The organism is Burkholderia sp. SCN-KJ (genome assembly GCF_024656005.1).
Classification (GTDB): Bacteria; Pseudomonadota; Gammaproteobacteria; order Burkholderiales; family Burkholderiaceae; genus Burkholderia.
This window is the reverse complement of record NZ_JANKOG010000034.1, coordinates 23611-43639: the sequence shown is the minus strand read 5'-3', so window position 1 is coordinate 43639 and position 20029 is coordinate 23611. Positions and strand designations below refer to the sequence as shown.

Annotated in this window: 21 protein-coding genes; 12 read left to right on the top strand and 9 right to left on the bottom strand. The window is 68.2% G+C overall.

All coding sequences use genetic code 11. The features are described 5' to 3' along the window. Positions 1-82 precede the first annotated feature (82 nt). Positions 83-1357 (top strand): EAL domain-containing protein, encoded by a 1275-nt coding sequence (locus NQV17_RS33900; RefSeq protein ID WP_044845572.1) that lies wholly within the window; start codon positions 83-85, stop codon positions 1355-1357. Between the two features lie 15 nt (positions 1358-1372). Here the strand turns inward: NQV17_RS33900 and NQV17_RS33895 are convergent, their stop codons facing one another. Then, positions 1373-1987 carry a bifunctional 2-polyprenyl-6-hydroxyphenol methylase/3-demethylubiquinol 3-O-methyltransferase UbiG gene (locus tag NQV17_RS33895; RefSeq protein ID WP_257775610.1) on the bottom strand — a complete coding sequence of 205 codons (615 nt, stop codon included), beginning with the start codon at positions 1985-1987 and terminating at the stop codon, positions 1373-1375. A 77-nt stretch (positions 1988-2064) separates the two neighbouring features. Further along, a complete protein-coding gene (locus NQV17_RS33890) occupies positions 2065-2589 on the bottom strand; it encodes a DUF962 domain-containing protein (RefSeq protein WP_257775609.1) in 525 nt (174 codons plus the stop codon). Between the two features lie 81 nt (positions 2590-2670). On the opposite strand from NQV17_RS33890, the gene NQV17_RS33885 reads away from it, so the two are divergent. Then, positions 2671-3378 (top strand): Crp/Fnr family transcriptional regulator, encoded by a 708-nt coding sequence (locus tag NQV17_RS33885; RefSeq protein WP_257775608.1) that lies wholly within the window; start codon positions 2671-2673, stop codon positions 3376-3378. Between the two features lie 141 nt (positions 3379-3519). Further along, a complete protein-coding gene (gene chrA / locus NQV17_RS33880; RefSeq protein WP_257775607.1) occupies positions 3520-4731 on the top strand; it encodes a chromate efflux transporter in 1212 nt (403 codons plus the stop codon). A 110-nt stretch (positions 4732-4841) separates the two neighbouring features. Here the strand turns inward: chrA and sodB are convergent, their stop codons facing one another. Together sodB and xseA are read right to left on the bottom strand one after the other, a co-directional pair. Continuing rightward, the gene (sodB, locus tag NQV17_RS33875; protein ID WP_257775606.1) at positions 4842-5420 is read right to left on the bottom strand and encodes a superoxide dismutase [Fe]; all 579 of its coding nucleotides are present in this window, start codon (positions 5418-5420) and stop codon (positions 4842-4844) included. Positions 5421-5662: 242 nt separating this feature from the next. Further along, positions 5663-7045, bottom strand: coding sequence for an exodeoxyribonuclease VII large subunit (gene xseA, locus NQV17_RS33870; RefSeq protein ID WP_124522998.1), 1383 nt, complete (start codon positions 7043-7045; stop codon positions 5663-5665). 450 nt (positions 7046-7495) lie between these two features. Here xseA and lpxK point away from each other — a divergent pair, with 450 nt between their 5' ends. From lpxK to adk, 4 genes are all read left to right on the top strand, one after another. Further along, on the top strand, positions 7496-8524 hold the full coding sequence (gene lpxK, locus NQV17_RS33865; RefSeq protein WP_257775605.1) for a tetraacyldisaccharide 4'-kinase: 1029 nt from the start codon (positions 7496-7498) through the stop codon (positions 8522-8524). Then, on the top strand, positions 8505-8708 hold the full coding sequence (locus NQV17_RS33860; RefSeq protein ID WP_006750935.1) for a Trm112 family protein: 204 nt from the start codon (positions 8505-8507) through the stop codon (positions 8706-8708). Before lpxK ends, NQV17_RS33860 begins: the two co-directional genes overlap by 20 nt. 116 nt (positions 8709-8824) lie before the next feature. Further along, positions 8825-9616: a 3-deoxy-manno-octulosonate cytidylyltransferase gene (gene kdsB, locus NQV17_RS33855; RefSeq protein ID WP_044848576.1), complete on the top strand. Its 792-nt coding sequence runs from the start codon at positions 8825-8827 to the stop codon at positions 9614-9616. Between the two features lie 208 nt (positions 9617-9824). Next, a complete protein-coding gene (gene adk, locus NQV17_RS33850; RefSeq protein WP_044848575.1) occupies positions 9825-10487 on the top strand; it encodes an adenylate kinase in 663 nt (220 codons plus the stop codon). Positions 10488-10622: 135 nt separating this feature from the next. On the opposite strand, the gene NQV17_RS33845 is transcribed toward adk, so the two are convergent. Beyond that, complete coding sequence (locus NQV17_RS33845) at positions 10623-11474, bottom strand: LysR substrate-binding domain-containing protein (protein ID WP_257775604.1); 852 nt, start codon at positions 11472-11474, stop codon at positions 10623-10625. Between the two features lie 113 nt (positions 11475-11587). Between NQV17_RS33845 and NQV17_RS33840 the strand changes: the two genes are divergently transcribed. Both NQV17_RS33840 and NQV17_RS33835 read left to right on the top strand, forming a co-directional pair. After that, complete coding sequence (locus NQV17_RS33840; protein WP_257775603.1) at positions 11588-12244, top strand: FMN-dependent NADH-azoreductase; 657 nt, start codon at positions 11588-11590, stop codon at positions 12242-12244. A 236-nt stretch (positions 12245-12480) separates the two neighbouring features. Continuing rightward, on the top strand, positions 12481-13239 hold the full coding sequence (locus tag NQV17_RS33835) for an SDR family NAD(P)-dependent oxidoreductase (RefSeq protein WP_257775602.1): 759 nt from the start codon (positions 12481-12483) through the stop codon (positions 13237-13239). Between the two features lie 78 nt (positions 13240-13317). Here the strand turns inward: NQV17_RS33835 and NQV17_RS33830 are convergent, their stop codons facing one another. Both NQV17_RS33830 and murJ read right to left on the bottom strand, forming a co-directional pair. Further along, entirely contained in the window at positions 13318-14160 is an 843-nt protein-coding gene (locus NQV17_RS33830; RefSeq protein ID WP_257775601.1) for a SirB1 family protein, read from the bottom strand. Positions 14161-14168: 8 nt separating this feature from the next. Then, a complete protein-coding gene (gene murJ, locus NQV17_RS33825; protein WP_257775600.1) occupies positions 14169-15719 on the bottom strand; it encodes a murein biosynthesis integral membrane protein MurJ in 1551 nt (516 codons plus the stop codon). Between the two features lie 304 nt (positions 15720-16023). Here murJ and rpsT point away from each other — a divergent pair, with 304 nt between their 5' ends. Next, positions 16024-16296 (top strand): 30S ribosomal protein S20, encoded by a 273-nt coding sequence (gene rpsT / locus NQV17_RS33820; protein WP_006482211.1) that lies wholly within the window; start codon positions 16024-16026, stop codon positions 16294-16296. Positions 16297-16444: 148 nt separating this feature from the next. Here the strand turns inward: rpsT and NQV17_RS33815 are convergent, their stop codons facing one another. After that, positions 16445-16765, bottom strand: a complete 321-nt coding sequence (locus NQV17_RS33815) for a DUF3579 domain-containing protein (RefSeq protein ID WP_044848570.1) — start codon at positions 16763-16765, stop codon at positions 16445-16447. Positions 16766-17181: 416 nt separating this feature from the next. Between NQV17_RS33815 and argF the strand changes: the two genes are divergently transcribed. Then, complete coding sequence (gene argF / locus NQV17_RS33810) at positions 17182-18111, top strand: ornithine carbamoyltransferase (protein ID WP_257775599.1); 930 nt, start codon at positions 17182-17184, stop codon at positions 18109-18111. 129 nt (positions 18112-18240) lie between these two features. Here argF and murB read toward each other — a convergent pair whose 3' ends face one another. After that, the gene (gene murB, locus NQV17_RS33805; protein WP_124486967.1) at positions 18241-19290 is read right to left on the bottom strand and encodes a UDP-N-acetylmuramate dehydrogenase; all 1050 of its coding nucleotides are present in this window, start codon (positions 19288-19290) and stop codon (positions 18241-18243) included. A 136-nt stretch (positions 19291-19426) separates the two neighbouring features. Here murB and NQV17_RS33800 point away from each other — a divergent pair, with 136 nt between their 5' ends. Further along, entirely contained in the window at positions 19427-19912 is a 486-nt protein-coding gene (locus NQV17_RS33800) for a YajQ family cyclic di-GMP-binding protein (RefSeq protein WP_014896235.1), read from the top strand. Positions 19913-20029 lie beyond the last annotated feature (117 nt).

The following is a 20029-nucleotide window of genomic DNA, read 5'->3' as shown; positions in this document are numbered from 1 at the left end:
CGCCGCACGGGGCACGATGCCGTGCATGCTTCTTGCTCGCCTATTCTGTAGGTAAACTGGCAGTCTTCCTTCGGCCGACATCATGAGCATGATCGACATCGATCCACCCGGCTTCCAGCCGCCCCGCCCCGTCGCCGGCGACGACGGGAAGCGGCGCACCGTGCTGTACGGCGCATACACCGTGTTCAGCGTGTTCCAGCCCGTTTTCTCGGTGTCGCACCGCCGCGCGATCGGCTATCACGCGTCGCTGCGCGCGCACGACGAGGACAGCCGCCAGGTCGCGTCGCACGAGGTGTTCACGCAGGCGGCGCGGCGCGGCGACCTGCTCGAACTCGGCCGGCTCGCCGAATCGCTGCATCTCGGCAACTTCCACGCGTTCGACAGTCACGACGAATGGCTCTTCCTGAGCCTGCACCCGGCGGCGCTGATGGACACCGTCTACGGCGACGCGCTGCTCGCGAACCTGAAGGCGCTCGGCCTGCCGCCGCATCGCGTGGTGCTCGAGGTGCCCGAGCAGGCGGGCGGCGAGACGCCGCGCTATGCGGCGATCGTCGACGGGCTGCGCAAGGCCGGCTTCCTGATCGCGCTCGGCGGCTTCGGCGCGAAACATTCGAACATCGACCGCGTGTGGCACCTGCACCCCGACATCGTCACGCTCGACCGCGGGATCCTCGCGCAGGCGAGCGAACACTCGCATCTCGAGCGCGTACTGCCCGGGCTCGTGTCGCTGCTGCACGAATCCGGCCAGCTCGTGCTGATGGGCGGGCTCTCGACCGAGCGCGACGCGATGATCGCGCTCGAATGCGACGTCGATTTCGTGCAGGGGCAGTACTTCGCGGGGCCGAGCGTCGACCCCGTGCAACCGCAGGCCGCCGCAGGCTGCATGGATACGCTGTCGGCCGCGTTGCGGCTGCGCGTCGCGCAACGCGAGCGCACGCAGGCCGAACGCCTCGCGCCGTATGTCGCCGCGCTGGAGGAAGCCAGCCGGAAGCTCGTCGCGGGCGAATCGCTGATCGACGCGGCCGGCGCCGTGCTCGGGTTGCCGGAAACCGCGCGCTGCTTCCTGCTCGATGCATCGGGCCGCCAGATCGGCGACAACGTGCTCGCGCGCGGCAGCGTCTCGCAGCGGGCGAAGCGCTTCCGGCCGCTGCTGCATTCGGAAGGCGCGAGCTGGGAGCGCCGCCCCTACTTCATCCACGCGATGCGCGCGCCCGGCCGCGTGCATCTGACGCCGCCGTACCTGTCGATCAACGAAGCGCACCTGTGCGTGACCGCATCGATCGCCGCGCCGGCCGCGACCGGCATGCAGGTGCTGTGCGTCGACATCAACTGGGAAGCGGCACTCAGCCGCGAGTGAGTTCGCGCGCCGCGCTCAGGCGGCGCCGTCGAGGTCGTCAGCCCGGCGCGCGATCAGCCGGTGCACGCGCTTGCCGGACGACGCGCTGACCACCTCGTGCTCGTCGATCACGTGCATGCCGGCGCCGAGCGCCGCATGCATGCGCGCCGAATCGAGCGGCGTATACAAGCGGCCGCGCTCGTCGCGCAGCGCGCCGTTGCCGGCCACCCGCCAGCTCAGGTACAGCGTGCCGCCGGGCATCAGCAGCGCGGCCAGCCGCGCGGCCGCCGCTGCGGCATCGGCCTGTTCGAGATGCATGACGACCGTCTCGCACAACACGTTTCGAAACGCGCCGGCCGGCACGCCGGCGAGCGCCGGCAGCGCAGCCAGCTCGAAGCTCAGCGACGGGTGGCGCAAGCGCGCCTCGGCGAGCAGCGCGGCGCTCGCATCGTAGCCGCGCACGTCGAATCCGCGCGAAGCGAGCCACGCGGTGTCGCGTCCCGCACCGCAGCCGACGTCGGCCGTCGGCCCGGGCGAGAAATACTGCTCGAGCAGTGCATACATGTCGTCGGGGGCGGCCTGGTCGAGCCAGTCCTGCGCGTATTGCGCGGCATGGGCTTCGTAGGCATCGAGAGTCGGGCGATCCACCATGGCGATTGCTCCGCGTACGCGTCCTGTCGTGCGACGCACCCCGCATCTTAGCCGTTGCGCGTGGGGCGTGGGGCGTGTCAGACATGCGAATGCGCGCCGCCGTGCACGGGCCCCGCGCGCCGCTCGACCTCGCGGCGCACGTCGCCGCGCAGGCCCGCGAAAAACGCGACTTCGGCGACGACGAACAGCGGCCCGACCATCAGCCCGACCAGGTCGTCGACGAACGCGGGCTTGCGCCCCTCGAACCAGTGCCCGACGAACTGCACGATCCAGCCGACCACGAACGCGCCGATGCCGATCGCGAGCCATTGCGCGGTCGGCAGCAGCGCGAGCGTCTGCGCGGCCCACAGGCCGAGGGCGAACAGCGCGGTCATGACCGCCCCGAAGCGCAGGTCGAGGCGCAGGTAGAACACCGCGAACGCCACCGCGAGCAGCAGCGCCGGCGACAGCGCGACACCGGCCAGCGTGCCGAGCGCCGGCCGCGACAGCAGCACCTCGACCGCGAACACGATCATCGGAATGCCGACCAGATGCGTCGCGATGTTGCGCGCGTCGCGATGGTAGGCCGCATACTGGGAAAGGTGGTCTTCGAGCGTCTTCATGGTGTCTCCTGAACGATCATTGGGCGCTATGATGCGCGTCACGCCCAGGAACCTCTGTCAGCTACCCGACATCGCGTGCCCATGCCCTCGCCGCTCGCCCCGTACCTGCCGCAGATCGAAGCGCACCCGTGGTTCGCCGCGCTGCCGCGGGCGTTGCGCGACGACCTGCTCGCCCGCGCCGCGTTGCGGCACCTGCCTGCCGGCCACGCGCTGTTCCGCCGCGGCGACCCGCCATGCGGGCTGTATGCGGTGCTGGCCGGCTCCCTCACCATAGGCGCGGTCGATCCGCAGGGCAAGGAAGCACTGCTGACGGTCGCCGAACCCGTCACGTGGTTCGGCGAGATCGCGCTGTTCGACGGCCAGCCGCGCACGCACGACGCGATCGCGCTCGACGACACGCTGCTGCTGCACGTCCCGCAGCGCGCGCTGCTCGCGATTCTCGACACGACGCCGCAATACTGGCGGCAGTTCGCGCTGCTGATGGCGCAAAAGCTCCGGCTGAGCTTCCTGACCGTCGAATCGATGAGCGTGATGCCGGCCGCGCAGCGGCTTGCCGCACGGCTGCTGATGATCGCCGACGGCTACGGCGGGATCAGCGCCGGCCGCACGCGCATCCGGCTGTCGCAGGAAAAGCTCGCGGCGATGCTGTCGCTCACGCGGCAGACCACCAACCAGCTGCTGAAGGCGCTGCAGGCCGACGGCGTCGTGCGGCTGCATGTCGGCGAGATCGAACTCGTCGACGTCGATGCGCTGCGCCGGGCGAGCGGGCTGCCTGACGGCACTCACTGACGGCACGCACTGACGACGCGCCGCCTCCGTCCTGACGCGCCCGTCGTGACGCCATCGAGCGATCGCCGCAACGCCGCATTCCCGCCGTCATCGCTTCGCGCTATCGTGGCGGCTCGTTCGTCCTTCTCCCCGCATACGCGCTTGAACACGTCCACCCTTACCGCCCCTTCCCGCCACGCGTGGCCTGTCTTCGTCGCGTTCCTGCGGCTCGGCCTCACGTCGTTCGGCGGGCCCGTCGCGCATCTCGGCTACTTCCGCGACGCGTTCGTCACGCGGCGCGGCTGGCTGACCGAACGCGCGTATGCCGATCTCGTCGGCCTGTGCCAGTTCCTGCCGGGGCCGGCGAGCAGCCAGGTCGGGATGGCGATCGGCCTGTCGCGCGCGGGTTATGCGGGAATGTTCGCCGCATGGCTCGGCTTCACGCTGCCGTCGGCGTTGCTGATGATGCTGTTCGCGCTCGGCATGCATGCAGCGAGCATGCCGGTCGCGGCCGGCGCGCTGCACGGGCTGCGGATCGTGTCGGTCGCGGTGATCGCGCAGGCGGTGTGGGGCATGGCGCGCACGCTGTGCCCGGATGCGCGCCGCGCCACACTGATGGCGGTCGCGGCCTGCCTCGCGCTGCTCGTGCCGGCCGCATGGCTGCAGGTGGCCGTGATCGTCGCGGCCGGCGCGGCCGGGCTCGTACTGTTGCCGCAGCCCGAGCGCGGCGCGCACGATCCGCTGCCGCTGCACGTGTCGCATCGCGCGGGTGCGCTGTGGCTCGTGCTGTTCGCCGCATTGCTCGTCGCGTTGCCGTTCGCGGCGGGCGCGCTGCATTCGCATACCCTCGCGGTGGCCGACGCATTCTTTCGCACCGGCGCGCTGGTGTTCGGCGGCGGGCACGTCGTGCTGCCGCTGCTGCAGGCAGCCGTCGTCGCGCCGGGCTGGGTCGGCGATTCGGCGTTCCTCGCCGGCTACGGTGTCGCGCAGGCCGTGCCGGGGCCGCTCTTCACGTTCTCGGCGTTCCTCGGTGCGTCGCTGCGCGACGCGCCGAACGGCTGGCTCGGCGGGACGATCGCGCTCGTGTCGATCTTCGCGCCGTCGTTCCTGCTCGTCGCGGGCACCGCGCCGTTCTGGGAACGCCTGCGCCGCAGCACACGCATGCAGGCCGCGCTCGCGGGCGTAAACGCGGCTGTGGTCGGGCTGCTGCTCGCCGCGCTGTATCACCCGGTATGGAGCGAGACGATCGTGTCGCCGCGCGACTTCGCGGAGGCGCTCGTCGCGTTCGTCGCGCTCGTGTTCTGGCGGGTGCCGCCGTGGGCCGTCGTGATCGCGAGCGCGGCGCTCGGCTGGTTGGCGACGACGCTCGCGTGATCCGGCAAGTGCCACGCATGGATTCCCGTCCGACAAAAACAAAAAAGCCCTCGCGACGAGGGCTTTTCTTCGGGTGCCGCGCGCCGCAACGGCGCGCAGTACGCATGGACTTACGCGAAGTTCTTCGCTGCGAAGTCCCAGTTCACGATGTTCCAGAACGCTTCGACGAACTTCGGACGTGCGTTGCGGTAGTCGATGTAGTACGCGTGTTCCCACACGTCGATCGTCAGCAGCGGCTTGTCGGCCGTCGTCAGCGGCGTGGCGGCGTTGCTCGTCGACACGATGTCGAGCGAACCGTCGGCCTTCTTCACGAGCCATGCCCAGCCCGAACCGAACGTGCCGACTGCGGCCTTCGTGAACGCTTCCTTGAACGCGTCGTACGAACCCCACTTCGCGTTGATCGCGTCGCCCAGCGCGCCCGACGGTGCGCCGCCGCCGTTCGGCGACAGGCTGTTCCAGAAGAACGTGTGGTTCCAGATTTGCGCGGCGTTGTTGAAGATGCCGCCCGACGACTTCTTCACGATCTCTTCCAGCGACAGGTTTTCGAATTCCGTGCCCGGGATCAGATTGTTCAGGTTCGTCACATAAGCCTGATGATGCTTGCCGTAGTGGTACTGGATCGTTTCTTGCGAGATGGTCGGCGCAAGTGCGTCTTCAGCGTACGGGAGCGGCGGGAGCGTATGAGCCATGGCGATTCCTTCGTTGAGTATGTAGGGAGGCTGTGTTGAATGCTGCCGAGCGTCCGATTGTAGGCGAGTCCGAATATCCCCGCAAACTCACGGGCATTTATCCGCGGTATGCAGAAAATCGGCGTTGGCGCTTCATCCGGCAGGACGAGAAGACGATGCGCAGGCTCCGTTCCCGCGCCCGGCGCGCCCCGTGCATCCGGACCGCCGGGCGTGCGACCTTCGTTCCGCTTACGCCGCCGTCGTCAGATCGTATCGGTCAGCCGCGGCTGCACGTCGGCGAGCGATACGTCGGCCGAGCCTTCGGCGAGATGCACGGTCAGGCGGCGCTGCGGTTTCAGCGCATTCGGCGCGCGCACCGCGCGGCCGGTCTGCGTGTCGATCAGCGCCGCGTAGCCGCGCTCGAGCGTGCGCTGCGGGCTCAGCACCTCGAGCCGCGCCGCGCAGGCCGACACGCGCGCGGTATCGCGCTCGTGACGGCGCTGCAGCGCCACCGCGAGACGTTGCGACAGCCCGGCGAGTGCCTGACGCGCCTGCGCCGGGTCGGGCCGCGCGCGCTGCCAGCGCAATTGCGCGAGCGCGAAACGCGCACGCGCGTCGCGCACCGGCCGCGACGCGGCCGAGGCGAGCCGCACCGCCAGTTGCTCGACGTGGGTGCGCTGCCGCTGCAGCCGCTCGGCCGGGCTGACGAGCCGGCGCGCGAGCCAGTCGAGCTGCTGCGCGCGCTGCTCGAGCCCGCGTTCCAGGCAGCGCGCAAGCGCGCGCTGCCGGTCGGCCACCTCGCGCAACAGCAACGCGCGCTGCGGACTGGCGAGCTCGGCCGCGCCGGTCGGCGTCGGCGCGCGCAGGTCGGCCGCGAAGTCCGCGATCGTGAAATCGGTTTCGTGGCCGACGCCGCTGACGACCGGCAGTTCGCTCGCCGCGATCGCACGCGCGAGCGCTTCGTCGTTGAACGACCACAGATCCTCGATCGACCCGCCGCCGCGACAGACCAGCAGCACGTCGACCTCGCGCCGCGCGTTCGCCGCCTGCACGGCCGCGACGAGCTTCTCGGCGGAGCCCGCACCCTGCACGGGCGCCGGATAGACGATCACCGGGATGTGCGGTGCGCGGCGCGCGAGCGTGGTCAGCACGTCGCGCAGCGCGGCGGCCTGCAGCGACGTGACGATGCCGATCGCGCGCGGGTGCGCCGGCAGCGGCCGCTTGCGCTCGGGCGCGAACAGGCCTTCGGCCTCGAGCTGCGCCTTCAGCCGCAGGAACGCCTCGTACAGGCGCCCCTGGCCGGTCCGCCGCACGGCCTCGACGTTGAGCTGCACTTCGCCGCGCGGCTCGTACATCGTGACGACCGCGCGCACCTCGATCCGGTCGCCTTCGCGTGGCGTGAATTCCGCGTACTGCGCGCGACCGCGGAACATCACGCAGCGCATCTGCGCCTGCTGGTCCTTGATCGAGAAATACCAGTGGCCGCTCGCGGCGCGCGTGAAATTCGACACTTCGCCCGAAATCCACAGCAGCGGAAACGAGCGCTCGAGCATCGTCGAAATCGCGCGATTGAGCGCCGAAACGGGAATCACTTCGTCGCCGCCGCGGGTCGCGCCGGGAGCGGAAAAAGGAGAGTCGGAAAGCATGGGCGGTCGGATGAATGCTGGCGGCGACACGATAGTCCGACACGCGCGCGGCGTCCAGCGCCGGTCGCCCGCGCTGCACCATTCGGAAGGTGTCCACACTCTGGCAATCGTCCATCAAAAACGCTTCAAAACCGCGGAAAAACCCAGACGATTCCTCACAACGCGTTGATTTTTATAGTTTTTTAAACCTTGCAGTTTGATTTGCCGCCGATTCGATGTCCGCCCGGCGGGCGTTTCACGCGGACAGGCCGGGAGTTTTTCACAGAGTTATCCACAGCCCGTTCCGTTCCGGCCCCATCGGGTGCGTCGCCCGGCCGCGCTTGCCGCGCCCGCGTGCGGCGCGCTAGAGTGCCGCCTTCCGAACCCCTAGCGGCATGCGCCGCCCCACGGAGAATCCGTCTTGACGAATCCGTCCCACGCCGCGGCGCACGACGCGCCGCGCCCGGCCCGATGAGCGCGCCCGGCGGCCCGCTCGCGCGGCTCGAAGCGCGCCTCACGCGCGAATGGCAGCGACGCGGCGCCCTCGCGTGGGCGCTCACGCCGTTCGCGTGCGTGTTCGGCCTGTGCGCGGCACTGCGCCGCACGGCCTACGCGCAGGGCTGGAAGCAACCGGTCGACGTCGGCGTGCCCGTCGTCGTGGTCGGCAACGTGACCGTCGGCGGCACCGGCAAGACGCCGACCGTGATCGCGCTCGTCGACGCGCTGCGCGCGGCCGGCTTCACGCCGGGCGTCGTGTCGCGCGGCTACGGCGCGAACGTGAAGGCGCCCACCGCGGTCACGCCCGCGTCGCGCGCGCGCGCGGCCGGCGACGAACCGCTGCTGATCGCGCGCCGCACCGGCGCGCCTGTGTGGGTGTGCCCCGACCGCGTCGCGGCCGCGCAGGCGCTGCGCGCCGCGCACCCGGACGTCGACGTGATCGTCAGCGACGACGGCCTCCAGCACTACCGCCTCGCGCGCACGGTCGAGCTCGTCGTGTTCGACCACCGGCTCGGCGGCAACGGCTTCCTGCTGCCGGCCGGCCCGCTGCGCGAGCCGCTGTCGCGCCACCGCGACGCAACGCTCGTCAACGATCCGTACAGCGGCGCGCTGCCGCCGTGGCCCGACACCTATGCGCTCGCGCTCACGCCGGGCGCCGCGTGGCACCTCGACCAGCCGGCGCTGCGCCGCCCGCTGTCGCAGTTCGCGCACGAGCGCGTGCTCGCCGCGGCCGGCATCGGCGCGCCGGAACGCTTCTTCGCGACGCTGCGTGCGGCCGGCCTCGCGCCGGCGACGCGCGCGCTGCCCGACCATTACGCGTTCGCCGACAATCCGTTCGTCGACGACGCGGTCGATGCGATCCTGATCACCGAGAAGGATGCAGTAAAATTGGGCGCTTCCTGGCGCGACGCTCGGCTGTGGGTCGTCCCCGTCGAAGCCGCGCTCGATCCTCGCCTCATTGCCCTCGTTGTGGAGAAACTCCGTGGACGCTCGCCTGCTTGAAATCCTTGTGTGCCCTATCTGCAAAGGCCCGCTCCACTATGACCGCGCCGCGCAGGAGCTGATCTGCAACGCGGACAAGCTCGCCTACCCGATCCGCGACGGCATCCCCGTGATGCTCGTCGACGAAGCGCGCCAGACCGTCGAAGGCACGCCGGTCGATCCCGCCGGCCCGGCCGGCAGCTAAACGCCGCGCTGCTGCACCGGCGCCCGGCCGCGCTTCTTCGCGGCCGTGTGCCGGCCCTGCCGGGCGGCCTGCCTTCGCCGCGCCGCCCGCCCCGCTCTTCTCACCGCTCAGCCCCGATGACTCATCCGCAGCCCTTCATCGCCGTCATTCCTGCCCGGCTCGCGTCGACGCGCCTGCCGAACAAGCCGCTCGCCGATCTCGGCGGCAAGCCGATGGTCGTGCGCGTCGCCGAGCGCGCGCGCGAAGCGGGCGCGCAGCAGGTGCTCGTCGCGTCCGACGCGCAGAGCGTGCTCGACGCGGCCCGCGAGCACGGTTTCGAAGCGGTGCTGACGCGCGCCGACCATCCGTCCGGCACCGACCGGCTCGCGGAAGTCGCCGCGACGTTCGGGTGGAGCGACGACACCGTCGTCGTCAACGTGCAGGGCGACGAGCCGCTGATCGACCCGGCGCTCGTCCGCGACGTAGCGTCGCACCTCGCCGCGCACCCGGACTGCGCGATCGCGACCGCCGCGCACCCGATCCACGACGCGGCCGATGTGTTCAACCCGAACATCGTGAAGGTCGCGCTCGACGCGCGCAACGTCGCGATGTACTTCTCGCGCGCGCCGATTCCGTGGAGCCGCGATGCGTACCAGCCGCACTGGCCCGACGTCGCGGCCATGCCTGCACCGGCCTTTCCGGTCTACCGCCACATCGGACTCTACGCCTATCGCGCGCGTTTCCTGCGCACCTATCCGTCGCTCGCGCAGGCGCCGATCGAGCAGGCCGAGCAGCTCGAACAGTTGCGCGCGATGTGGCACGGCGAGCGCATCGCGGTGTTGATCACCGAGCATGCACCCGAAGCCGGCATCGATACGCCGGCCGATCTCGCACGCGTGCAGGCCCTTTTTCGGCCGGGTTCAAAATAACCCGTGGCATAATCAGGCGATTGTGCGAGCCGTCCGCGACCCGCGCGTCCTAGCTTGACCCTGCCACGGCCTGTCCCGGCAGCCGCGCGTCGCCTTTCGCCGACGCGCCGCATCAGACCGGTCCGCCGCGCGCAAGGCAAGCCCCGCGCACGCTGTCGCCGACGCTTTTGCGTCTCGCCACACGAATCTACATACCGGAGATATCACCATGCGTTTGATCCTGTTGGGTGCGCCCGGCGCGGGCAAGGGTACCCAGGCAAACTTCATCAAGGAAAAGTTCGGCATCCCGCAAATCTCGACGGGCGACATGCTGCGCGCGGCCGTCAAGGCCGGCTCGCCGCTCGGCGTCGAGGCGAAGGGCTACATGGACGCCGGCAAGCTCGTGCCGGACGCGCTGATCATCGGCCTCGTGAAGGAGCGCCTGAAGGAAGCCGACTGCGCGAACGGCTACCTGTTCGACGGCTTCCCGCGCACGATCGCGCAGGCTGACGCGATGAAGGAAGCCGGCGTCGCGATCGACTACGTGCTCGAAATCGACGTCCCGTTCTCGGAGATCGTCGAGCGCATGAGCGGCCGCCGCACGCACCCGGCATCGGGCCGCACGTACCACGTGAAGTTCAACCCGCCGAAGGTCGAGGGCAAGGACGACGTGACGGGCGAACCGCTGATCCAGCGCGACGACGACAAGGAAGAAACCGTCCTGAAGCGTCTCGAAGTGTACGAAGCGCAGACCAAGCCGCTGATCACGTACTACGGCGACTGGGCGCAGCGCGGCGAGGAAAACGGCCTGAAGGCCCCGCAGTATCGCAAGATCTCGGGCCTCGGCAGCGTGGACGAAATCCGCGAGCGTGCGTTTGACGCACTGAAGTAAGCACCGCGTCGTGCACCGCAAGCCGCCCTTTCGGGGCGGCTTTTTTTTGGTTCATCGTGGAATTTCGTGAACCGGCGACGATGCATGTGCCTCTGGCCGCGCAAATCCCAACGCTGTTCGCCGCGATGAACGTGGTCACCCGTTGTGCGCGAATGCCAGCACGATCGCGTTGCCCAGTTCATCGACAACCCTGGCCGACGCGCCCGGCGCCGCGAACATCGTGAACTCGACATCGGGCAGGGCCGGCAGGCCGGCATCCGGCGGAATCGCACGCAAGCCGTGCGCAAGTTGTGTGTGCACGATCGGTGTCACCGCAAGGCCCGCGTGCGCGGCGGCGCACAGGCCGGCGCCGCTCGGGCACACGAGCACGATCCGATAATCCACGCCCGCTCGGGCCAGTGCTGCCAGCGAGGCCTCGCGATACGGGCAGGGTTCCGGCAGCAGCGCAATCGGCACCGGTACGCCAGGCGTAAGCGACGCCCACTCCGCGCCGGCCCACACGAGCGGCTCGCGCCAGAGCACGCGTCCGGCGGGCCCGCCGTGGCAGCGTCCGCCCATCACCACATCCAGTTCACCGTGATCCAGCGCCTGGAGCAGCTCGCCCGGGATACCCACTCTGATGCTGAATGCGATGCGCGGGTACCGCCCGGCAAACGCCTTCATCACATGCATCAGCCTGACATTGGCGAGGTCTTCCGACAGACCCACGCGGATCGTGCCCGCGCTCGGTTCGCGCAGCAGTTGCGCCCGCGCGTCCTGATTGAGCGCGAGGATGGCACGCGCGTAACCCAGCAGCAGCTCACCGTCCCCCGTGAGCGCGACCGAGCGCGTGGTGCGCACGAGCAGGTCACGGCCGACCTGTTTTTCCAGGCGGCGCAGATGCGCGCTGACCGCGGACTGCGTCAGATTCAGACGGGCCGCGGCATGCGTGAACCCGCCTTCCTGGACGACGGCCACGAAGGAGCGCAGCAAAACGGTATCGAACATGAGATGCCCCGCAATACAGTGCGAATGCTACTGAGTAGCGTGATGATACTTCGTTTATATTTCGAATCGAACTATGTTCTGATGAGGGCCGTCAACCCGTCAGGAGTCGTTCCATGTCGACCTTGCTTCATATCGAATCGTCCCCGCGCAAGTCGCGGTCCGCATCACTCGACGTTGCGCACGCGTATCTGGAAGCCTGGCGCGACGCGCATCCGGTGCATCGAGTCGACGTGCTCGATCTGTGGGCGACGCAATTGCCGGAACTCGACGGCGATGCGCTCGATGCCAAATACGCGGACTTGAGCGGCACGCCGCTCAGCGAAGGCCAGCAGCAAGCGTGGGCGGATTTCCGGCAGCTGGCGCAGCGGATGCACGACGCGGATACGCTGCTGTTCTCCGTGCCGCTGTGGAATTTTTCCATCCCGTACAAGCTCAAGCATTTCATCGACGCCGTGTCCCACCGCGGCCTCCTCTTCTCATTCGACGAGCGTGGGTTGGCGGGATTGCTGAACGGCAAGAAAGCCGTCGTGATCTATGCGAGAGGCCTCGACTATTCCAGGCAATCGAGCACTCCCGCCGAGTCGTTCGACTTCCAGCGGCCGTTTCTTGAAGCGTGGCTGCGTTTCATCGGTATCACCGACATCGAATCGATCGTCGTCGAGAAAACGCTGTTTGGACCCGAAATCGATCACGCGGGCAGAGAGGCTGCGCGCGAACAGGCAGTGACGCTGGTACACGCGGCTTCAGCATCAGCTTCGGTTGACGGCTGAACGGGCCAACGGCTGGAGACCGCCGAGCGCCGACGGTCTTCCACGTGTTCGCCGGTAATCTTCGATGAACCTCTTTTCGCCTGCGCCATCCGTTTCGCACGACCTCGCACGACCGCACCGGCCTCGCCGGCACCCTGCGGCGCCCCGTACAATCGATCGAATACGTGCGCCGCACGAACCGGCGCGGCGGCCGTTCCTCCGATCGACCGGCATCGGACCCAACCAAGGAGACAGCGATGGAGATTCGCGGCAACGTCTTTCTGATCACGGGCGGCGCATCGGGCCTCGGTGCCGGAACGGCCCGCATGCTCGCGCAGGCCGGCGGCAAGGTCGTGCTCGCCGACCTCAACGAAGCAGCCGGCGCGGCGCTCGCGGGCGAACTCGGCGGCGTATTCGTGCGCTGCGACGTATCGAGCGAGGCCGATGCGCAAGCGGCCGTCGACGCCGCGACGCGCGCAGGCACGCTGCGCGGCCTCGTGAATTGCGCGGGCATTGCGCCCGCCGCGAAAACCGTCGGCAAGGACGGCGCGCATCCGCTCGACGTGTTCGCGAAGACGATCAACGTGAACCTGGTCGGCACCTTCAACATGATCCGGCTCGCGGCCGCCGCGATGGCCGCGGCCGCGCCGAACGCCGGCGGCGAGCGCGGCGTGATCGTCAGCACCGCGTCGGTCGCCGCGTACGACGGCCAGATCGGCCAGGCCGCGTATGCGGCGTCGAAGGCCGGTGTCGCGGGCATGACGCTGCCGATCGCGCGCGACCTGTCGCGCCACGGCATCCGCGTGATGACGATCGCGCCCGGGCTGTTCGAGACGCCGATGCTGCTCGGCATGCCGAAGGACGTGCAGGACGCGCTCGGCGCGATGGTGCCGTTCCCGCCGCGGCTCGGCAAACCGGACGAATATGCGATGCTGGTGCGCCAGATCGTCGAGAATCCGATGCTCAACGGCGAAGTGATCCGCCTCGACGGCGCGATCCGGATGCAGCCGAAGTAAGTGCAAGCAAGCAGCTGCAAAAAAACGCCCGCGATGCGGGCGTGTCGACGTTCGGGGCGCCGGTGAGACTGCGACGGCTCAGTCCTCGCCGTCGCGCTGCATCCGCTGCCGCAACTCGGTCACCTGCGATTCGACGACGGTCGCGTCGTCCGCATCGGGCCGCTCGCCGAGATACTGCTCGAGATCCTCGAGCGCGGGGCGCAGGTAGTCGAGCCGCGCATACGCGAAGCCGCGGTCGCGCACTTCGTCGAGCTGTTCCGGCAGCAGGATCACGAGCCGCTGCTGGACCGCGAGCAGCCGCTGCCAGCGTTCCGTCTGCAGATAGATCGTCTTCAGGTTGCGCAACATCCGCGCGATGATCTCGCGGCTCGTGGCCGGCTGCAGCAGCGCGCGCAACGCGCTGTCGACCGCGCCCGCCGCACGCGCGACGTACGGCTCGAGCATCTCGACCATCTCGGCCTCGGACAGCGAATGGCCGTTGGTCGGGTCGATGATCAGGTCGCCGTCCGGCAGCGTCACGCGCAGCAGGAAGTGGCCGGGGAACGACACGCCGCGAGCCGGCACGCCGATCTGCTCGGCGAGCTCCAGGTACAGCACCGACAGCGAGATCGGAATCCCGCGCCGCCGCTTCAGCACCGCGTTCAGGTGGCTGTTATCGGGGTCGTAGTAATCGTTGTGATTGCACGCGAAGCCGAGTTCGCGGAAGAAGAACTCGTTGAGCGCGGCGACGCGGTCCTTCAGGTCCGCATCGCCGCCGAGCCGGCGGCTCAGCCGCGCGGCCAGGATGTCGATTTCGGCCAGCGTACCCTGCAGGTCGAGGTCGGGATACGCGTCCTGCGCGAGCGACAGCGCGGTTTCCGTGACGGGCAGACTGTCGTCGTCCGCCACGAGCGTGCTGAAGTAGTCGAGGACGCGGGTCATTGCGGTCGTCACTTGGCGCGCCTTCTGAAGTAAGCGTATTTGAAGCCCATCACCCACAACATACCGAAATATAGTGCAGCGAACAGCACGAGGCACGCGGCCATCAGTGCAATGCGATCGAGCGGCTGCGCACGCATGCCGGTCCAGTCGAAGTTGATCGCGCACCAGTGCATCAGGCCCGCGAGCACGAGCGCCGCGCCGATCAACTGCACGAAGAAGCGCAGCCAGCCGGGCGACGGCTGGTAGATGCCGCGCTTGCGCAGCCCGAGGAACAGCAGCAGCGAGTTCAGGCAGGCACCGACGCCGATGCTCAGCGTGAGGCCCGCATGGCCGATCAGCGGCACGAACACGTAGTTCGAGATCTGCGTGACGATCAGCACGCCGATCGCGATCTTCACCGGCGTCTTGATGTCCTGCTTCGCGTAGAAGCCCGGCGCGAGGATCTTGATCAGGATGATGCCGACGAGACCGATCCCGTAGGTCGCGAGCGCGCGCGCGACCATCGTGACCGTATGCGCGTCGAACTTGCCGTAGTTGAACAGCGTCGCGGTGAGCGGCGTCGCGAAGAAGAACAGCGCGAGCGCGCTCGGCGCCGCGAGCAGGAACGTGACGCGCAGCCCCCAGTCGAGCAGCGCCGAATATTCCTGCGAATCGGCGTCGACGTGCGCCTTCGACAGGCTCGGCAGCAGGATCGTGCCGAGCGCGACGCCGAGCAGCGCGGTCGGGAACTCCATCAGGCGGTCGGCGTAGTTGATCCACGAGACCGCGCCCTGCCCGAGCCGCGACGCGATGTTGGTATTGATGATCAGCGACAGCTGCGCGACCGACACCGCGAACGTCGCAGGCACCATCTTGGCGAGCACCCGCTTCACGCCGGGATGACGCAGCGCGCGCACCGGGTTGAGGCCGATCAGCGGCACCATGTCGATTTTCTTCAGCCCCGGCAGCTGCACGATGAACTGCAGCACGCCGCCCACGATGACGGCCCACGCGAGCGCGTAGACCGGCACCTTCAGGTGCGGCGCGACGAACACGGCCGCGGCGATGAACGCGACGTTGAGCAGCACCGGCGCGAACGCCGGCAGCGAGAAGCTCTTGTAGGTATTGAGCACGCCTGACGCGAGCGTCGTCAGCGAGATGAACACGATGTACGGGAACATGATCCGCGTCATCGTGACCGCGAGCGGGAACGCCTGCCCGTCGGTATGCAGGCCGGACGCGACCGCGAACACGACCCACGACGCGCCGGCGATCCCGACGACCGACAGCACGGCGAGCGCCCACGCAAGCACGGTCGACATCGCGTCGACGAGCGCCTTGGTCGCATCGTGCCCCTGCTGGTTCTTGAACTCGGCCAGGATCGGCACGAACGCCTGCGAGAACGCGCCTTCGGCAGACAGGCGGCGCAGCAGGTTCGGAATGCGGAAAGCGACGTAGAACGCGTCGGTGTATTGACTGGCGCCGAACGCACGGGCGATCAGCGTCTCGCGGGCCAGTCCGGTCACGCGCGACAGCAGCGTGAAGCCGCTGACCGTCAGCAGGGCTCGGAATAGATTCATGGGGCGCTTATTATACGGACGTTGCGTGGCCCGGCACGGACGGATGGCGAAAAGGGCGCGCGTCGCCGGCGCCCCCGTCCGGCCGACGTCACGTTGACCTTGCCACGCGCTTGATTTTGTTGCTATAATCGCCGGTTTCTGAGCCTGTTACATGCACAGCGCCTGTCGTTTTCATGTCTCGGCCTCGGTTAAAATCACCGTTTTTTATGCGCCCCTGGGCAATCGCTCTCAGGGGACGGATCGAAAAGCAGCGCTTGGCCGTCAGGCTCCAAGCTCTGGAAACAGGACAGGATAAGGAACCGTCATGGCTAACTCCGCACAAGCACGCAAGCGCGCCCGCCAAGCCGCGAAGGCAAATTCGCACAACTCGGCGCTGCGCTCGAAATTCCGTACCGCGATCAAGTCGGTTCGCAAGGCTGTTGAAGCCGGCGACCAGGCAAAGGCTGCCGAGCTGTTCAAGGCTGCCGTGAAGACGATCGACACGATCGCCGACAAGAAGATCGTTCACAAGAACAAGGCCGCTCGCAGCAAGAGCCGCCTCGCCGCAGCCGTCAAGGGTCTGCAGGCAGCAGCGTAAATCCGGTGTGCCCGCTTCGGCGGGCGCTCCTGTTTCCTGCGATCGCAAAAAAGCCCGCCTAGGCGGGCTTTTTGTCGTGCGTCGTCCGCGCATCGTGCCGGGCGGCCTCAGGCCGGGCGCGGCATGCGCCCTCGCCCGCGGCGGAGATTCACTTCTTCTCGTGGTAGTCCGGCAGCTCGCACGCCTCGGTGACGACGAGGTTGTTGTCCTTCGCGAAATTCAGCACGAAATCGAATGCCATCGGCTCGACGTCGCGCAGCCGGGAATCGAGGATCACGCATTTGAGGTCGCCGAGCATCGTCGGGCGCACGTACAGCGAATATTTCAGGCGCGCGTTCGGCCCGCTCGCACCGGGCCCGAAGCAGGCCATCACGCCGGCCAGACGCTCCGACCAGTCGCTCGGGCGAAACTTTTTCCCGTCTTTCGTAATGCCCTGGATGAAGAATTCGGTCGGAGGGGTTTCAGCCATGTGGTTACCCAAGTGACGGCCCGGCGATGTCCAGGCGACAGCGCCCGGATACGCGAACACAAAGCTCGAGCGGACAGCGGCACTCGCGCTCCGATATCCCGAAAAAAACAGGCTGTCGAGGCGTGCCGCCGACGCGCCGCACCGGATTTGTGCAGCGCATGGCTTGTGTCCGGCAGAGCGCGAAGCGGCTTGCCTGCCGGGCTGGAGAAAACTTTTGGATTATACCGCAGCGCGGCATCGCGCGTCGTCTCGCCGCCCCTCTTCCGGCGCCTTCCAGCGTGCGCCACGATCCCAACCCGGTTTTCGTCGCGGCTCGTCAAAGCACGGAAAATCCTTTATGCTGCTTTGAGTTATCCACACCCGACGGCGGCGCCGTCCGGCCCCGCGGCCGGTTCAGACCCGCCGTATTTCGTTTCATGACCGCCAAAACCATTCGTCACTACCTGCAGTTCAAGGATTTCTCGCTGGAAGACTACGAGTACGTGCTCGAACGCACGGGTATCCTGAAGCGCAAGTTCAAGAACTACGAGACCTATCACCCGCTGCACGACCGCACGCTCGCGATGATCTTCGAGAAGAGCTCGACGCGCACGCGCCTGTCGTTCGAAGCCGGCATCTTCCAGCTCGGCGGCCACGCGGTGTTCATGAGCACGCGCGACACGCAGCTCGGCCGCGGCGAGCCGGTCGAGGATTCCGCGCAGGTCATCTCGCGGATGGTCGACATCATCATGATCCGCACGTTCGAGCAGGACGTGATCACGCGCTTCGCGCAAAACTCCCGCGTGCCGGTGATCAACGGCCTGACCAACGAATACCACCCGTGCCAGGTGCTCGCCGACATCTTCACGTACTACGAGCACCGCGGCCCGATCGCCGGCAAGACGGTCGCGTGGGTCGGCGATGCGAACAACATGCTGTACACGTGGATCGAAGCCGCGCAGATCCTCGGCTTCAAGCTGCGCCTGTCGACGCCGCCGGGCTATGCGCTCGACATGAAGCTGGTGGCGCCGGACAGCGCGCCGTTCTACGAGGTGTTCGACGATCCGAACGAAGCGTGCAAGGGCGCCGATCTCGTGACGACCGACGTGTGGACGAGCATGGGCTTCGAAGCCGAGAACGAAGCGCGCAAGCAGGCGTTTGCCGACTGGTGCGTCGACGAGGAAATGATGGGGCACGCGAACGCGGACGCGCTCTTCATGCACTGCCTGCCCGCGCACCGCGGCGAGGAAGTGACGGCCGGCGTGATCGACGGCCCGCAGAGCGTCGTGTGGGACGAGGCGGAAAACCGCCTGCACGTGCAGAAGGCGCTGATGGAGTTCCTGCTGCTCGGCCGCCTCAAGCACTGACCGCCGCGCGCATTATGCGCGCATCGCCGCCATCCGCGCGGCATGCGAAAAAAGGCGCCGATCGTCGTCGATCGGCGCTTTTTTGTTGGGTCGGACGAACGCGAATGAACCGCGCAGCGCAACACCGCGTTACAGGCACACGGGCTCGGGTTCGAGCTCGACGCCGAACCGCTCGCGCACGTCGTCCTGGATCGCGCGCGCCAGCGCGAGCACGTCGGCGCCCGTCGCGCCGCCGCGATTGACCAGCACGAGCGCCTGCCGGTCGTGCACGGCCGCCGCGCCGAGCGCGCGCCCTTTCCAGCCGCAGCGGTCGATCAGCCAGCCGGCCGCGAGCTTCACCTGCCCGTCCGGCTGCGGATACGACACGACTTCGGGTGCGCGCGCGCGCAGCGCGTCGAACTGCGCGACGTCGATCACCGGATTCTTGAAGAAACTGCCCGCGTTGCCGAGCACGAGCGGATCGGGCAGCTTCGCGCGGCGAATCGCGACAACGGCGTCGAACACGTCGCGCGGGGTCGCGGCGTCGGGCGCGATGCCGCGTGCGTCGAGCTCGCGCGTGACGTCCGCGTAGCCGAGCCGCGGCGTCCAGCGCTTGGGCAGCCGGAACGTCACGGCGACGATCGCGAAACGGCCGCGCCCTTCCCGCTTGAAGAAGCTGTCGCGATAGCCGAACCCGCAGCGCGCGGCGTCGAAGCGCTCGCTGCGTCCCGTCGCGAGCTCGACGGCGACCAGCGAGTCGAAATAGGTCTTCATCTCGAGGCCGTACGCGCCGATGTTCTGGATCGGCGCGGCGCCGACGGTGCCCGGAATCAGTGCAAGGTTCTCGAGGCCCGGCATCCCGTGCTCGAGCGTCCACGCGACGAACGCGTGCCAGGTCTCGCCGCCGCCGGCCTCGACGTACCATGCGTCGTCGTCCTCGCGCACGACGCGACGGCCGGCGATCTCGTCGAGCAGCACGACGCCGTCGAAATCGCGCGTGAACACGACGTTGCTGCCGCCGCCGAGCACGAGCTGCGGCAGCGATGCGACGCGCGGGTCGCGGTGCAGCGCCTCGAACTGCGCCGCATGCGTGACGCGCGCGGCAAAGCGCGCCTTCGCGGCAATGCCGAACGTGTTGTGCGCGGCGAGCGGATGGTCGGGGAGCAGCGACAGGGCGGAATCGTCAGGAGGCATCGGCATTCGCGGTCACGTCCGCCGGGCGGGCACACGGCCGGCCTTGGGCAAACGGAGGGGCATCGGTAAAATGGCAAACAGTCCGCAATTATAGCGAGTGCCCGCGCGCGAGCCGGGCGCCCGCATCTCAAGGGAGAATGCCATGCCATCGTTCGACGTCGTTTCCGAAGCGAACATGATCGAAGTGAAGAACGCCATCGAGCAGTCGAACAAGGAAATCTCGACGCGCTTCGACTTCAAGGGCTCTGACGCGCGCGTCGAGCAGAAGGAGCGCGAGCTGACGCTGTTCGCCGACGACGATTTCAAGCTCGGCCAGGTCAAGGACGTGCTGATCAACAAGCTCGCGAAGCGCAACGTCGACGTGCGCTTCCTCGACTACGGCAAGGTCGAGAAGATCGGCGGCGACAAGGTCAAGCAGGTCGTCACCGTGAAGAAGGGCGTGACGGGCGACCTCGCGAAGAAGATCGTCAGGCTCGTGAAAGACAGCAAGATCAAGGTGCAGGCGAGCATCCAGGGCGACGCGGTGCGCGTGGCCGGCACGAAGCGCGACGACCTGCAGAGCGTGATCGCGATGCTGCGCAAGGACGTGACCGACACCCCGCTCGACTTCAACAACTTCCGCGACTGATCGACGCGGTCGGCCGCGCCGTCAAGCGCGCCGTCGACCGCGCCGTCACCGATCACGCCGCGCCGCCGGGCCCCGCATGCGGGGCGCCCCGGCGGGCGGCGGCGGCAATCCCCTTCC